13 protein-coding genes and 7 tRNA genes are annotated in these 13,561 nt (G+C 37.0%); 6 read left to right on the forward strand and 14 right to left on the reverse strand.

Going from position 1 to position 13,561, the window contains the following annotated elements; all coding sequences use genetic code 11:
- Positions 1–20: 20 nt before the first annotated feature.
- From AA0X71_RS17745 to AA0X71_RS17775, 7 genes are all read right to left on the reverse strand, one after another.
- Positions 21–96, reverse strand: a tRNA-His gene (locus AA0X71_RS17745).
- 195 nt (positions 97–291) lie between these two features.
- A tRNA-Tyr gene (locus tag AA0X71_RS17750) sits at positions 292–375 on the reverse strand.
- Between the two features lie 11 nt (positions 376–386).
- Positions 387–459, reverse strand: a tRNA-Phe gene (locus tag AA0X71_RS17755).
- A gap of 328 nt (positions 460–787) precedes the next feature.
- Positions 788–864, reverse strand: a tRNA-Asp gene (locus AA0X71_RS17760).
- A gap of 150 nt (positions 865–1,014) precedes the next feature.
- Positions 1,015–1,104 (reverse strand) — tRNA-Ser (locus AA0X71_RS17765).
- A gap of 21 nt (positions 1,105–1,125) precedes the next feature.
- Positions 1,126–1,202: transfer RNA gene (locus tag AA0X71_RS17770), tRNA-Met, on the reverse strand.
- A gap of 177 nt (positions 1,203–1,379) precedes the next feature.
- A tRNA-Glu gene (locus AA0X71_RS17775) sits at positions 1,380–1,451 on the reverse strand.
- Positions 1,452–1,633: 182 nt separating this feature from the next.
- Here AA0X71_RS17775 and AA0X71_RS17780 point away from each other — a divergent pair.
- Positions 1,634–1,819, forward strand: coding sequence for a hypothetical protein (locus AA0X71_RS17780; RefSeq protein ID WP_413356636.1), 186 nt, complete (start codon positions 1,634–1,636; stop codon positions 1,817–1,819).
- A 34-nt stretch (positions 1,820–1,853) separates the two neighbouring features.
- Here the strand turns inward: AA0X71_RS17780 and AA0X71_RS17785 are convergent, their stop codons facing one another.
- Positions 1,854–2,003 (reverse strand): hypothetical protein, encoded by a 150-nt coding sequence (locus AA0X71_RS17785; protein ID WP_413356637.1) that lies wholly within the window; start codon positions 2,001–2,003, stop codon positions 1,854–1,856.
- 315 nt (positions 2,004–2,318) lie between these two features.
- On the opposite strand from AA0X71_RS17785, the gene AA0X71_RS17790 reads away from it, so the two are divergent.
- A complete protein-coding gene (locus AA0X71_RS17790; RefSeq protein WP_413356638.1) occupies positions 2,319–3,230 on the forward strand; it encodes a helix-turn-helix domain-containing protein in 912 nt (303 codons plus the stop codon).
- A 242-nt stretch (positions 3,231–3,472) separates the two neighbouring features.
- On the opposite strand, the gene AA0X71_RS17795 is transcribed toward AA0X71_RS17790, so the two are convergent.
- Positions 3,473–4,888 (reverse strand): SpoVR family protein, encoded by a 1,416-nt coding sequence (locus AA0X71_RS17795; RefSeq protein ID WP_413356639.1) that lies wholly within the window; start codon positions 4,886–4,888, stop codon positions 3,473–3,475.
- A 251-nt stretch (positions 4,889–5,139) separates the two neighbouring features.
- Between AA0X71_RS17795 and AA0X71_RS17800 the strand changes: the two genes are divergently transcribed.
- Positions 5,140–5,388 (forward strand): YhdB family protein, encoded by a 249-nt coding sequence (locus AA0X71_RS17800; protein WP_413356640.1) that lies wholly within the window; start codon positions 5,140–5,142, stop codon positions 5,386–5,388.
- A gap of 50 nt (positions 5,389–5,438) precedes the next feature.
- On the opposite strand, the gene AA0X71_RS17805 is transcribed toward AA0X71_RS17800, so the two are convergent.
- Complete coding sequence (locus AA0X71_RS17805; protein ID WP_413356641.1) at positions 5,439–7,160, reverse strand: phospho-sugar mutase; 1,722 nt, start codon at positions 7,158–7,160, stop codon at positions 5,439–5,441.
- A gap of 190 nt (positions 7,161–7,350) precedes the next feature.
- Here AA0X71_RS17805 and AA0X71_RS17810 point away from each other — a divergent pair, with 190 nt between their 5' ends.
- Both AA0X71_RS17810 and AA0X71_RS17815 read left to right on the forward strand, forming a co-directional pair.
- On the forward strand, positions 7,351–7,785 hold the full coding sequence (locus AA0X71_RS17810; RefSeq protein WP_413356642.1) for a disulfide oxidoreductase: 435 nt from the start codon (positions 7,351–7,353) through the stop codon (positions 7,783–7,785).
- Complete coding sequence (locus AA0X71_RS17815; protein ID WP_413356643.1) at positions 7,786–8,256, forward strand: thioredoxin family protein; 471 nt, start codon at positions 7,786–7,788, stop codon at positions 8,254–8,256.
- A gap of 44 nt (positions 8,257–8,300) precedes the next feature.
- Here AA0X71_RS17815 and AA0X71_RS17820 read toward each other — a convergent pair whose 3' ends face one another.
- Positions 8,301–8,708 carry a YhcU family protein gene (locus tag AA0X71_RS17820; protein WP_413356644.1) on the reverse strand — a complete coding sequence of 136 codons (408 nt, stop codon included), beginning with the start codon at positions 8,706–8,708 and terminating at the stop codon, positions 8,301–8,303.
- Positions 8,709–8,883: 175 nt separating this feature from the next.
- Between AA0X71_RS17820 and AA0X71_RS17825 the strand changes: the two genes are divergently transcribed.
- Complete coding sequence (locus AA0X71_RS17825; RefSeq protein WP_413356645.1) at positions 8,884–9,762, forward strand: RluA family pseudouridine synthase; 879 nt, start codon at positions 8,884–8,886, stop codon at positions 9,760–9,762.
- A 567-nt stretch (positions 9,763–10,329) separates the two neighbouring features.
- Here the strand turns inward: AA0X71_RS17825 and AA0X71_RS17830 are convergent.
- From AA0X71_RS17830 to AA0X71_RS17840, 3 genes are all read right to left on the reverse strand, one after another.
- Positions 10,330–10,611 carry a hypothetical protein gene (locus AA0X71_RS17830; RefSeq protein ID WP_413356646.1) on the reverse strand — a complete coding sequence of 94 codons (282 nt, stop codon included), beginning with the start codon at positions 10,609–10,611 and terminating at the stop codon, positions 10,330–10,332.
- Between the two features lie 5 nt (positions 10,612–10,616).
- Complete coding sequence (locus tag AA0X71_RS17835; protein ID WP_413356647.1) at positions 10,617–11,564, reverse strand: IS110 family transposase; 948 nt, start codon at positions 11,562–11,564, stop codon at positions 10,617–10,619.
- A 709-nt stretch (positions 11,565–12,273) separates the two neighbouring features.
- Positions 12,274–13,341, reverse strand: coding sequence for a cytochrome-c peroxidase (locus AA0X71_RS17840; RefSeq protein WP_413356648.1), 1,068 nt, complete (start codon positions 13,339–13,341; stop codon positions 12,274–12,276).
- Positions 13,342–13,561: the final 220 nt, after the last annotated feature.

A 13,561-nucleotide genomic window follows, 5' to 3' on the forward strand; every position in this document is an offset into this window, starting at 1 on the left:
TAGCATATATATTAATTTAATGGGGCGATCGATGGGAATCGAACCCACGAGTGTCGGAGCCACAATCCGATGCGTTAACCACTTCGCCACGACCGCCATTATACTATTATTAAACTATATCCTTACTTGGATATCTCTATACTAAGTACAGAAACCTCATAGTCGCTATCGCGATAAACTAATGAATGCTATTTTACTTCGCTACGCTTCGTAAAATAATGGTGCCTTATTTTCGCTATCGCGAAAAACTAATGAATGCTATTTTACTTCGCTACGCTTCGTAAAAAGCACTGGTGGAGGGGGACGGATTCGAACCGCCGAACCCGAAGGAGCGGATTTACAGTCCGCCGCGTTTAGCCACTTCGCTACCCCTCCAAATTAAAAAGTGGCTCAGGACGGAATCGAACCGCCGACACATGGATTTTCAGTCCATTGCTCTACCGACTGAGCTACTGAGCCATACATAATATTTAATTCCTAAACCAAAGTATGCTTTCGTCCATCGTCCTCATTTCAGAAAGCTATTTCAAGATGCCTCTCAATGAGTACGCTGGGTGTTTCGCTTCGTAGCTTATTCATCGTGCTCTACCGACTGAGCTACTGAGCCATACATAATATTTAATTCCTAAACCAAGTATACTTTCGTCCATCGTCCTCATTTCAGAAGGCTAATTCAAGATGCCTCTCAATGAGTACGCTGGGTGTTTTGCTTCGTAGCTTATTCATCGTGCTCTACCGACTGAGCTACTGAGCCATACATAATGTAGAAAACTGCTTTGAATAAAAATGGCGGTCCGGACGGGACTCGAACCCGCGACCTCCTGCGTGACAGGCAGGCATTCTAACCAACTGAACTACCGGACCAAAGTTTTTTTGAGGTACAAAAAAATAACTTACCTCTATATTTCCGCGTTAGCAAAAATAACTTTCCTTTGATTTTCCGCGTTAGCGAAAATATCAATCCTTTATCTTTTCAACGTAAGGAGAAAATAGCTTTCCTTAAAAAATTAAATAAGGAGGAAAGGGGATTCGAACCCCTGCGCGGTTTGACCCGCCTGTCGGTTTTCAAGACCGATCCCTTCAGCCGGACTTGGGTATTCCTCCATAATAACAAAAATATAAATTTGGTAGCGGCGGAGGGAGTCGAACCCACGACCTTTCGGGTATGAACCGAATGCTCTAGCCAGCTGAGCTACACCGCCAAAATTATATAAATACTGAAAACAATTATCGCATTTGCGAAATATTAAGGTACATTATTTTCACTACCGTGAAATATTAAGGTACATTATTTTCGCTTTCGCTATTTGAAGGTACATTATTTTCACTACCGTGAAATATTAAGGTACATTATTTTCGCTTTCGCGAAAAAATGTTAATGACCCGTACGGGATTCGAACCCGTGTTACCGCCGTGAAAGGGCGGTGTCTTAACCGCTTGACCAACGGGCCAGACTTCAAATGTTTTTCAAAACAGCTATATCAATATAACACCTCTAAAAGGAATCCGTCAATGTTTTTTTCGAAAAAATTTTTTTCCTTTCAAAAACAGCCCAAAATTATATCTAAATGTAATATAATGTAAAAAACAATAGTATTGATTCAACCATTTCTATGTAAAGGATGTGTTCAAAATGAAATACCTCAAAGCAATGTATTTCACAATGGCATTTATGCTCTTAGTTAACCTCGCAAGTGAATATATATTTAAAGGTGAATATTCCGCTATCGCTGCTTGGTTATGTACGATGCTGTTCCTACTAGGAACCATTTTCTTTGTGAATGCACGATTCTTTTTAGAAAAAAACAAAAATTCATAAGCACGCAAAAAAGAACTACAAATAAGTAGTTCCTTTAAGCAGATTCAATGATTTTGACGTCTTTAATGTTCACGAGCTGGACATCATAAACGAGATTTGCGTTTCGAATTTCAATCATACCATTTTTGTAATTAAAGATGATCGTGTACTTCTCTTCATTATATAAGACGTCTTTACCTAACACTTGTCCACAACTCCATCTCTATTAAAAATAGCATCTAAACAGTGTATTAATGCATGACTCCAGGCTCTTCCTCATTCGGATGAATTGGAGTATCCTGGCCAGCATAAGTACCAAAGAAAGCGAGCAAGACGATCAATAAACCACTAAGGAATCTTTTCATATTTCCAACCTCCTTTTTACAAGAATTTTATCATGTAAAAAGAAAGGATGAATTTTCTGAATTCCCTGATATAATAGAGTAAATAGAGTGTTTTCTCGCAAATTCAGACGTTTTTATGCTCCATGATAAATATAGTTATATTCGGAGTGAATTTTATGGCAAGATATTTAGGGCAACGAATTAAAGAGGCAAGGGAACGCCTTGGATTATCCCAATATGAAACGAGCAAAGATATATGTACACAGGCATATATTAGTAAAATTGAAAATGGAAACGTATTTCCGACAGCTGATATTTTGCTTAAGCTTGCCGATCGATTTAGTGTGGATATTTCTTATCTCCTTGATATATCAAGCATCCCTAGACATGATTATGTCATTGATACTTTTTCAGAAATTAGAGAAGCGATTAACAATCGAGACTATGAGTTAGTACGTAGAATCATTGAGGCAGAATCAACTAATGAATTATTTAAGCAAAAGAAATTATCCCAGTTCTTAATGTGGCATGAAGGAATTTGTTCCTTTCAATTAGATCTCGATCTTCAACATTCCATCCAGTGCTTTGATGAAGCACTTAATCTAACTGCCTCTAATAAAAAACTCTATTCTGAACGCGAAATCGAAATCTTAATTAGTAAAGCGAATATCTATAGTCAATGCCAGATGCTAAATGAAGCGATAAACGTGTATAGTGAGGCAATGGAACACCTAAATAAATTTACAGACATCGTTAACAAACATGTTCCTGTAAGACTGAACTACAATTATGCTAGAGTTTTACGTTTAACTTCTCGACATGTGGAAGCCATACAAACTTGTGAACATGGTTTGAAACTTACAGAAAAATATCAGCTTATGTATTTAAAAGGCGATTTATATTTTCAGAAAGCACTATGTCACAAGGCTTTAAATCAAATCGAAAAAGCAATGGAATCTTTTAATTTAGCAGAGATGGTATACATTTTGGAAAATAATCAATCTGTACTTCGGATGGTTAGAAACCACTTAAAGAAATTAAACGATTTAATATCCATTAGCGACCGACATGAACCACTCTTTTTATAAAGCTGTTTTCGTATAGGTTGTGGTTTTTCGTAAAAACCCAGAAGCCGGTTTTTACCCATATGTCACTGTTACTGCTATATATTAAAGGTGCGACGGCACTTTTCGCTTCCTCTTTTTAATCCTTACGAGGAGATATAGGCATTTTATGAACTTATTATTTTCCAAAAGCAGCAATGTTTGCGAAAAGAGCCTTTTATAAAAACTTGAACGGAGTATAAATGATTTATACTCCGCAATACGACTCACAGATACTTTCGATGAACTCCTTTTCCATCATACGTAAATAGCATATTTCTATCCTCGATCATCGTTTCAATATGAACGCCTCTTCCCCATAGATGATGAATATAAGGAAGCACTTTTTCTAAATATTTCAAATCAAGTTCAATTCCTTCATACCAATGTTTAATGTATAATTCCCCATTTTTCAAATAATCCCCATCGGTGACTGTTAAATAAGGAAAGCCTCCATTTACTCGCATATTTACAAGCTGATCTCTTACTTCCTGCCAGCCTTTATCAACAATTTTGTAATCACGACCTTGTTTTTGAAATAAATACATGTCTTCACGCATAACAAGGTCCTTAGTTAAGTAATTTCTTAAAAACGATATGTCTGATTCAATTTCACGTACTTCGAACATTTTTTCTCTACCAAAATTCTCTTTCACTCCACGCAGTTTCATTTCCTCTGTAGGATTATTATAGCGTTCCTCGATATCCTCAAAGATTTTCAATCCTAAATAGTAAGGATTGATTCCCGTTCTTGATGGCTGCACAACTCCAGCATTAAGCTTGGCGAATTCTAATGCTTCATCGGAGGTCAGATCCATCTCCCGCAAAATTCTTTGATGCCAGAACGACGCCCAGCCCTCATTCATGATTTTCGTTTCTAATTGTGGCCAAAAATAGAGCATTTCTTCTCTCATCATCGTGAGAATATCGCGCTGCCATTCCGTTAGTTCGCGACTATAGCTCTCAATAAATAAGAGGAGGTCTTTTTCAGGCTGTGGCGGCAATTTTCTTTTTATCTTTTTCTTTGAGCTTTTTTGTTCATTTTTTTTATCTAAATTCCATAAATCATCATAGGGACTTGCCTTTAGTTCCTCTTCTACTTCAAACTCTACATCAGCCATTGTCCAAGAGAGTTTTGGACGCATTAAGGACGGGTCAATATGCTCTTCAATGGCCAGCACAGCATCGAGAAATTCTTCTACTTCTTGTTTTCCATGCTCAATTTCATATTGGCGAATTCTTTCAGCTGTGGCAGACATACTCTCCACCATATCGCGCTTTGTGTTTTGAAAGCGAACATTATTTTTAAAGAAATCACAATGTGCCAATACATGGGCTACAATCAATTTGTTCTGTATTAATGAATTAGAATCCAGCAAGAAAGCATAGCAAGGATTAGAATTAATTACAAGCTCGTATATTTTGGAAAGTCCTAAATCATAATGAAGCTTCATTTTATGAAATTGTTTCCCAAAACTCCAGTGAGAAAATCGTGTTGGCATTCCATATGCGCCAAACGTATATATAATATCAGCCGGACAAATCTCATACCTCATCGGGTAAAAATCGAGACCAAATCCTAAAGCAATTTCAGTAATCTCATCGATAGCATATTCTAGCTTTTTACGCTCTTCCTCTCTCATTCTTTTTCCTCCTTCTTGGTCTTATCACCAATGTATGAGACAAAAACAAAAATGATGAGTTGAAGCGTAAATCAATTAGAATTTTTTAGGAAGAGCAGATGCTCATTATAGCTGTCCACCATTTTGATGATTTTTACACAGGTAAATGCTGAAAAACCTAATTAACCAAGATGACCAACATTTACAGAGAAAATTTATAAGCTCTCGGCACAGACTATAATCAACTCCTTAAAAAGAGGAGATGAGGAAAAATGGATGTAGTCGATTATGATCGCGCCTTATATTATACCCATCGTTCTGAATGGGACAACTTATTAATTTTGATGGTTAGAACAAAGGACCACTTTTTATCAAAAAAGATTGAACACTTCTTACATGCCTACAATTTTGAAAAAGACTATATGGTCATTGAGAAACACTTATATTCATTGTTAAGATACATCGACCATGCCAACAACCACTTGGAAGAGCAAGAAGAACTGACTGCGAAATGGATGTAAAAGAATTCCACCAAAAAAGACACGGTCACATAGACCGTGTCTTGAAAAATTTACTGATTCATTCTCTCCTCAACGACATTCATGAAGCTCTCTTCTAAAGCCTTTAGTTTCGTTTGACTTGCTTCTAATGAATGGTCTTTAACACTGAAATAAAACTTTATCTTTGGCTCTGTACCAGAAGGTCTTAGACATACCCACGAGTCATCCTCAAGGAAGTATTTCAACACATTTGACTTAGGTAGGTCGATATTTTCCTTACCTGTTTCTGTAGTACGAATACTTTCTAAATAATCCTCTTGTTTGACGACCTTCAGTCCACCAATTTCTAGTAAAGGCTCATTTCTAAATGAGGTTAATGTTTGCTGAATACGTTCTGCTCCAGATTTCCCCTTTAATGTTAATGAACGAAGCCCTTCTTGGTAATAACCATATTTATCGAATAAAGAAAGTAATGCTTCATATAAAGACATTCCTTTTTCCTTATAAAAGGCACATACCTCTGTCGCCAAAAGGGTCGCTTGAACGGCGTCTTTATCTCGTGCGAAATCTCCAATTAGATAACCGTAGCTTTCTTCATATCCGAATATGAAATTGTACTCGCCACTTTCTTCAAACTGTTTAATTTTTTCAGCAATAAATTTAAATCCAGTAAGGACATCAATCGTATGAACACCAAAGGATGATGCCACAACTTTTCCAAGTTCAGATGTTACAATCGTCTTCATCATCACGCCATTTTTCGGAAGAGTATCTTTATTAGCCTTCTCTGTCAGTAAATAGTGAAGCAATAAAGCTCCAGTTTGATTCCCAGTTAGCACGGTATACTCGCCCTTCAAGTCCTTCACGGCAATTCCAAGGCGATCAGCGTCTGGATCCGTTGCGATTAAAAGATCTGCGTTCAATTCTAGACCTTTTTTAATCGCAAGAGTGAACGCTGCATGCTCCTCTGGATTTGGGCTTTTTACGGTTGAAAATTGTGGATCTGGTTGCTCTTGTTCCTTTACAACTGTAACATTCGTATAGTTTAATGCCTCAAGCCCTTTTCGCACTGGTTTATTCGCTGTTCCATGTAATGGAGTAAAAACAATCTTAATATCTGATTTTTTTCCTAAATCATTTTCAGAAATCGTGACGAGTTTCTCTAAATAAGCTTGATCCACTTCCTCACCGATTATTTTGATAAGTCCAGCATTCTTTAATTCCTGTTCATCAGAAACTTCAATACGAAGCTCGTCCTCAATTTCATTGACCTTATCAATGACTACATCTGCATCCTTAGGAATTAATTGTGCTCCATCAGGTCCATACACTTTGTATCCATTATATTCAGGTGGATTGTGACTTGCTGTAATGACAATTCCTGAAAATGCATGTAAATACCGAACAGCAAATGACAGCTCTGGTGTCGGCCTTAACTCATCGAATACGTATGTTTGAATTCCTCTTGTTGCCAAAGTTTTTGCCGCTTCCATGGCAAATTCCCTTGACTTATGACGAGAATCATACGCAATCACTACACCTCGTTTTTTCGCCTCTGAACCATATGTATTAATAAAAGACGCTAAGCCTGCGGAGGCTTTTCGAATCGTATATAGATTCATCCGGTTTATACCAGCTCCTATTTCCCCACGCATGCCTCCAGTCCCAAATTCTAAATTTTTATAAAAGGCATCTTCTAATTCTTTTTCATTTAAAGAAAGCAATTGAGATTTTAGCTCAGCATCCAACTCATCAAATTGTAGCCATCTCTCTGCTTGTTTTTTCCAATCCATAATATCCCCCCAGAATTTAAAAATGGAAGCTCTATCCACTTATTATATCTCAAACCACATTTTTATGGTCATGATTTTCGTAAACTCCTTGAACAAAATGTAAATAATTACTTAATCTTAATCGTTTAATTTGAAAAACAGCTGTTTACAGCATAAAATAATGAGGACTAACTTTAAAGGAATTGGTGTTATGAACGAAAAAAAGGATCAAAGGGAATCGTTTATATTTATTGCTTGGGCAGCATCTGTCATAGCCATGTTTGGGAGTTTATATTTTTCTGAAATACGTCAATATGAACCATGTGAATTATGTTGGTATCAAAGGATTTTGATGTACCCATTTGTGATCATTTTAGGGATCGCCACGATAAAAAAGGATTACCGCATCTCCCTATATACAATGGTATTATCAGCTATCGGTGCTTTGATATCTTTATACCATTACGGGATTCAAAAGTTTTCCTTCTTAGCAGACACCGCCCCCGCATGTGGTCGTATTCCTTGTACAGGAGCATACATAAATTGGTTTGGATTTGTGACAATTCCATTCCTAGCCCTTACCGCATTTGTCATCATCTTTATTTGTAGCTTCATCATTTGGAAGAAAACGAAGGAGGTTTCATAATTGAAAAAAGTCATTATTTTTCTTGTCATTATTATCGTACTATTCGCTGGAGTTGCACTTTTAACGAAAATGCAAAATGAAGAGAAGGTATCAGGGGATAACAAATATAATAAGGATACTTTACATCCTGAAACATTGGCACAGCTAGATGATCCAAACTATCAAAACCTTATTTTGCCTGAAGATTTAAAAGAAAAATTGGACAATAAAGAAGATATGACAGTTTATTTTTACAGTCCAATTTGTTCTCACTGTCAACGAACAACTCCTGTCGTAGCTCCGCTTGCTGAGGAAATGAGCATTGATTTGGTTCAGTATAACTTATTAGAGTTTGATGCTGGTTGGGATCAATATGGAGTGTCAGAAACACCAACAATCGTCCAATACCGTGAAGGCAAAGAAGTAGCTCGCATCGTAGGCTACAATGAAAAAGAAGTATTCGAAGATTGGTTTAATCAAAATAGTAAATAAAAAAAACGAAAACGAATCTCATGTTCGTTTTCGTTTTTTTATTTTTATATCAGTAACTCATTAGCTGCCTTTGTGTACACACTAAAAACATCATCTTTTGTTTCTTTAGCTTGCTTTGCTTCTATAAATTGGTCAAAATCAAATGGGAAAAACAATCCGTATTCCTTCAGAATGTCTACATTTTTTTGGAATATTCCCTTATGCTTAAGCTGCAGCGTATTAGTTTCTAAAATCGAAATTAACGTTTGTAGGCTTGTAATAACCTGATAAGCCTCTTTCAAAGTACCAAAGTACTCAAAATGTCTAGTCGAGGTATGTAGTACCTGCAATCCCTCAAATTTTTCTATTTCTTTGTCAGAATAATAAAGAGGAAATACCTTCTGATAAAACGTATTTACAAGCTCTTTAATCATTTCTTCTTGATCTGGTGTTGATGCAAATACAACCTTCACTCAAAATACCACCTTTTAAAAACATGTTATCGATTTGTTATATACGATAAGAATAACATACGTACAAAGGCTTAAAGCGTGGTAATTATCGCCAAAGAAAACTAGGAAAAACAGTGATTTATTTTCTCAAAAATTGACAACAATGCTTTAAATCTCTATATGAAAGGTGATCCACATGATTGTTTCATCAAAAAAAGGGCAATGGTTTGAACTGATTGTCCCTGCTGAATGGCAAGGTCTTACAAGTGAGCAATTATTTTCAAAGGTATGGAACGCACCCAAAAAGCTCACTCACTTAATGCGAATGAACAAAGAAGTATGGCTCAATGGTCAGCCTGTTATTTGGACGGAGCCCTTAAATAAAGATGACCGTCTTCGAATCAAGTTATTTTCAGATGCTGATTTTGGGGTCATTCCCCACTATATGGATATAAATATTCTTTTTGAGGACGACCACTTAATAATTGCCGATAAGCCATCTGGAATGAATACGCACCCAAATGATCCCGAGCAAGAGGATACTTTAGCAAACGGAATTGCTTTTCATTTACAAGCAAAAGGAGAGTTTCGGCAAGTTAAGCATGTCCATCGCTTAGACCGGGACACATCAGGTGTCATTCTATTTGCCAAACATCCATTTATCGGCTCCATCCTAGACAAAATGCTTGAAGAGAGACAAATAAAACGCACCTACACAGCTCTTGTTCAGGGGAAAATGCCGAGTAAAAAAGGAACCATTAATGAACCGATTGGAAGGGATCGCCATCATCCTACGAAACGAAGAGTTTCACCAAGTGGGCAGAAAGCCATCACTCATTATGAGGTCATTGAGGGTAAAAAAGATACATCCCTAATTCAATGTCAACTTGATACAGGTCGCACACATCAAATTCGCGTGCACCTCAGCCATATTGGACACCCCATAGTTGGTGATAATCTATATGGAGACACTCATGCTAATGAAAGACTATGTCTACATGCGACCGAACTCAAATTTGTTCACCCACTCACTCTTGAAACCATTCAGGTGACCTCACCAGTGAATTGGTCATAAGTCCAATCAAAAGGACGCCCATTTTTGTGGGCGCCCATTTATATAAACGGCAGCTAGCCGAAATTTTTAAATTCAGCGATTTCATAAGGAGCACATCAAGCATTAAACACCATAGAACGTTATAAAAATCGACTCAATTCCTGACTTATTTTGTTGTTACTCATCTCTTCCCGCGTAAAATTCGTCCTAAACCAAATTTTAATTGTCCTATGAGATCTGGGCTTTTGCTGAAATAATTAATTTTACAGGAAAATGTAAAGTGATTTTCTGAGCGGCATCACTTTTAATTTGTGATAGTAAAATAAGCGGAATTTTTCCTGTTATAGGACTTGCTCAGGCTCATTGTCGGAGGATAACGGAAGATTTTCCGGTTATGCAGAGAAAAACCACCTATTTTCACGTTTTTGAAGTCAATAGGCGGAATTTTTCCTGTTATTTAAGCCTTTTTTAACGATATTTGCTAATTAACCGGAATTTATACGAAAATTGATGCTGGTTGCTCAAAAAAAGCAAAAAAAGACCCCCTAAGGTCTAAAATTGTACTTTTTAAAAATGGGTTATAGGCAGCTAGCTGGTTTGTACTTGCTCTAACTGTATCGCATAACCCATTTTTTCTATTTGTTTTTTTAATTGTTCTAACGTTCTTTCTTTCTTATTTGGTAAATAATGCGTGCCTAATTCACTGTACTCTACTTTATCTGATAAGATGTGATAAATGATGCGAAGGTAGAGATGAGCGGTTGCGATAGCTGCTTTCTTTTCCCCTTGTCGTCGCTTTACTCGATGAAAGAACGCTGTGATTCTACAATCTTTTTTTCTATTTATTGCCCAAACGGATTGACAAAGCATCGCTTTTAAATGCTTGTTCCCTTTACGGGACTTCGATTTTTTTTTACACCTGCACTTTCGTTATTTCCTGGACATATTCCAGCCCATGAAGCTAGATGGGCTTCTGTTTCAAATAGCTCCATGTTGGTTCCGATTTCTGCAATGATGCACGCCGCGACATCAGTATTAATGCCAGGAATCGTATCCAGGAGTTCAACTTCTTCTTCGTATGGTTTCAGTAGTTCTTGAATGGATTTCTCAAGATGTGTCACTTGTTCTTCTAAAAAAATGATGGTGTTCATGTGCATACGGATCATTTCTCGATGATGCAATCGTACCTTTCCATTTAAAGCATCTAGTAATTGAGGAACCTTTTTCTTCAGTTTTGTTTTAACCAAGGATCGTACTTGTTCTTCGTCTAGCACTTCGCCATTCATTAGTTTTTCTAGAAGAGCCCGTCCAGAAACGCCAAACAAATCAGAAACGAACGTAGTTAGTTTGATGTTGGCATCTTGTAATAACTTGTGAATACGATTCTTTTCGGATGTAATCATATGGACAAGTTTTTGACGATAGCGCGTTCGGTCTCGTAAATCTCGAATCTCCTGAGTTGGTACCATGCTCGCTTGAACGAGACCACATCGATGCAGTTGAGCGATCCATTGAGCATCCTTGATATCAGTCTTACGCCCTGGCATATTTTTAATGTGAGCTGGATTGGCAAGCGTGAGTTGACAAGATGATTCAAGAATGTTCCATACCGATTTCCAATAAACACCGGTACTTTCCATAGCTACCTCCGTACATTTGTGTTCTGCTAACCAATCTTGCAGTTGAAGTAACTCAGGAGTTGTGGTTCCAAAATTCTTGATTAACGGCTTAGGTTTTCGATCTAATGGACTGTTCAAAATACAAGCCGTAATCGATTCTTGATGAACATCTAAACCAGCACAACATTTTCGAATAGCATCCATGGGGATTCCTCTTTTCATTAATAGACTCACAGATTATGCACTTTTAAGTAGTTGTAGTTTTATACACGTGCTCGAGGCAACAATCGGCGGTACTCGTAAGTGCAATAGGCCGGATTTTTCCTCGGGTTTAAAAACACCAATATTCCGACGGCCTTTAATCTGTTACTAATAGTCTAGACAAAAAAATGGAAATATAATTCATTCGTGTGCTGTACACCATACCAATTTTCATATCTCGCGGTGACCATTAGGTCATGTTTGATTTTTCCTGTTATTGCTTTATTAGAGCTGTCTTCGGAGAAAATAAGCGGAGTTTTGAGACCGTCGATTAATTAGATGATTTAAATTCAGCAACCCAATTTTAATGGAATTTTTACTGAATATTTATCATTTAAGCCACTTTTTACAGTGTTAAACTGGTTGGAAACTTCGTTATTTAAAAGGATAAATGAGTTAATCGACAGTCTCGTTTTTCCGTCTATTTAGCAACTCGGGTTCTAAACCGAAGCCAATTGAAATAGGCTGGGAGCTACCGCTTTGAACTTATACATGTCAATAAGATACAACCTAACAAAAGTATCATCGTGATGAAATGACAGAAAAGACGTATGCCCATCCATACGTCTTTTCCTTCTTGTGTCCATTAACTTGAATTCACCTTAAAAACTTAATCCTTCGGAAAGATCCTTAAGACTTTTTTGAAAAATCTTTACATTGGAAGGTCAGGCTTTTCGGCCATTGGTATTTCGCCACTCATGCTTTCTAAGAAAGCGACTAAATTACTAACTTCTTCCTGAGTAAGGTTTAGTGGTCTCATAAGCTCACTCTTATTCCCGTGAGCTCCACCGCCAACATTGTAATAATTAATAACATCTTCTAAAGTTGCAAGACTTCCATCATGCATATATGGAGCAGTATCAGCAATTCCACGTAAGCCAGCCGTTCTAAATTTACCTTTATCTGCCTCATTTCCAGTTACATCAAATCTTCCGTCGTCTCCATCCATACCTAGATTATGGTAATTATGGTCAGATAACATTGGACCTGCGTGACATGAAATACAGCTTGCTTTTCCTACAAATAGCTTCATACCTTCTTTTGCTTCTGCAGAAATAGCATCGTCATCACCTGCAAGATACTTGTCAAATGCTGTATCCTTTACAACAATTGTTCTTTCAAAAGAAGCAATCGCTTTAGCGATATTATCTGCTGTAATTTGGTCATTAAAGACTTTATTAAATTCTTCGACATAACCTGTTTGATTTAATTCCTCAATTAACTCATCAAGATTTTGATTCATTTCACCTTCTGCTTGAATTGGACCAAGTGCTTGTTCTTCTAAGCTGCCTGCACGTCCATCCCAGAAGTTTTCCTTATAATAAGCTGTATTGATAACAGTAGGACTGTTTCTATGTCCAGCAAAACCTTCAAATCCAATAAATGTAGCTAATCCATCGCCATAGCCAGCCCCAGGAGCGTGACATGAAGCACAACTTAATTTATTATTCCCAGAAAGTCTTTCATCGAAATATAGCATTTGCCCAAGTGCAATTTTCTCATCTGTCAATTCATTATCCTCTGGTACAGGGACTTCACCAAGTGGTTCAAACATTGCTTTAGCTGCTTCTAATTCTTCATCTACTTCAGGTTCAGTTGTTGCTGGTTCTCCTCCTCCAGTTGCATCGCTTTTTTCTGGTGAAGTGGCTTCATTACTACCACATGCAGCCAACAACAATAAAGCGAAAAGAAGAGTTAAGAGTAGCTTCATCCTTTTCATTGTAATACCCCCAAAATAATTTATTGGCTGAAACTATCATGTCGCGACTTTCCATTAATTCCATCCAATTACATTTATTATATAATTAGATTAATTATTATTTTCGACTTATTTTTGAATAAAATGTGAAATATATCACAAAGTAATATAAGCACGTTATTACTGTTGTTAATATCATTAATTCACTGTTGAAGTGTGATTTTTGGTCATATATATACAG

This window comes from Robertmurraya phoenicis, assembly GCF_047302285.1.
Lineage (GTDB): Bacteria > Bacillota > Bacilli > Bacillales > Cytobacillaceae > Robertmurraya.

Bases quoted from the DNA above. Each gene is read 5' to 3' on its own strand.
- AA0X71_RS17780 (WP_413356636.1), top strand. From the start codon at position 1,634: ATGAAATACCTCAAAGCAATGTATTTCACAATGGCATTTATGCTCTTA.
- AA0X71_RS17790 (WP_413356638.1), top strand. From the start codon at position 2,319: ATGGCAAGATATTTAGGGCAACGAATTAAAGAGGCAAGGGAACGCCTT.
- AA0X71_RS17795 (WP_413356639.1), bottom strand. From the start codon at position 4,888: ATGAGAGAGGAAGAGCGTAAAAAGCTAGAATATGCTATCGATGAGATT.
- AA0X71_RS17800 (WP_413356640.1), top strand. From the start codon at position 5,140: ATGGATGTAGTCGATTATGATCGCGCCTTATATTATACCCATCGTTCT.
- AA0X71_RS17805 (WP_413356641.1), bottom strand. From the start codon at position 7,160: ATGGATTGGAAAAAACAAGCAGAGAGATGGCTACAATTTGATGAGTTG.
- AA0X71_RS17810 (WP_413356642.1), top strand. From the start codon at position 7,351: ATGAACGAAAAAAAGGATCAAAGGGAATCGTTTATATTTATTGCTTGG.
- AA0X71_RS17825 (WP_413356645.1), top strand. From the start codon at position 8,884: ATGATTGTTTCATCAAAAAAAGGGCAATGGTTTGAACTGATTGTCCCT.
- AA0X71_RS17830 (WP_413356646.1), bottom strand. From the start codon at position 10,611: ATGCTTTGTCAATCCGTTTGGGCAATAAATAGAAAAAAAGATTGTAGA.
- AA0X71_RS17835 (WP_413356647.1), bottom strand. From the start codon at position 11,564: ATGGATGCTATTCGAAAATGTTGTGCTGGTTTAGATGTTCATCAAGAA.
- AA0X71_RS17840 (WP_413356648.1), bottom strand. From the start codon at position 13,341: ATGAAAAGGATGAAGCTACTCTTAACTCTTCTTTTCGCTTTATTGTTG.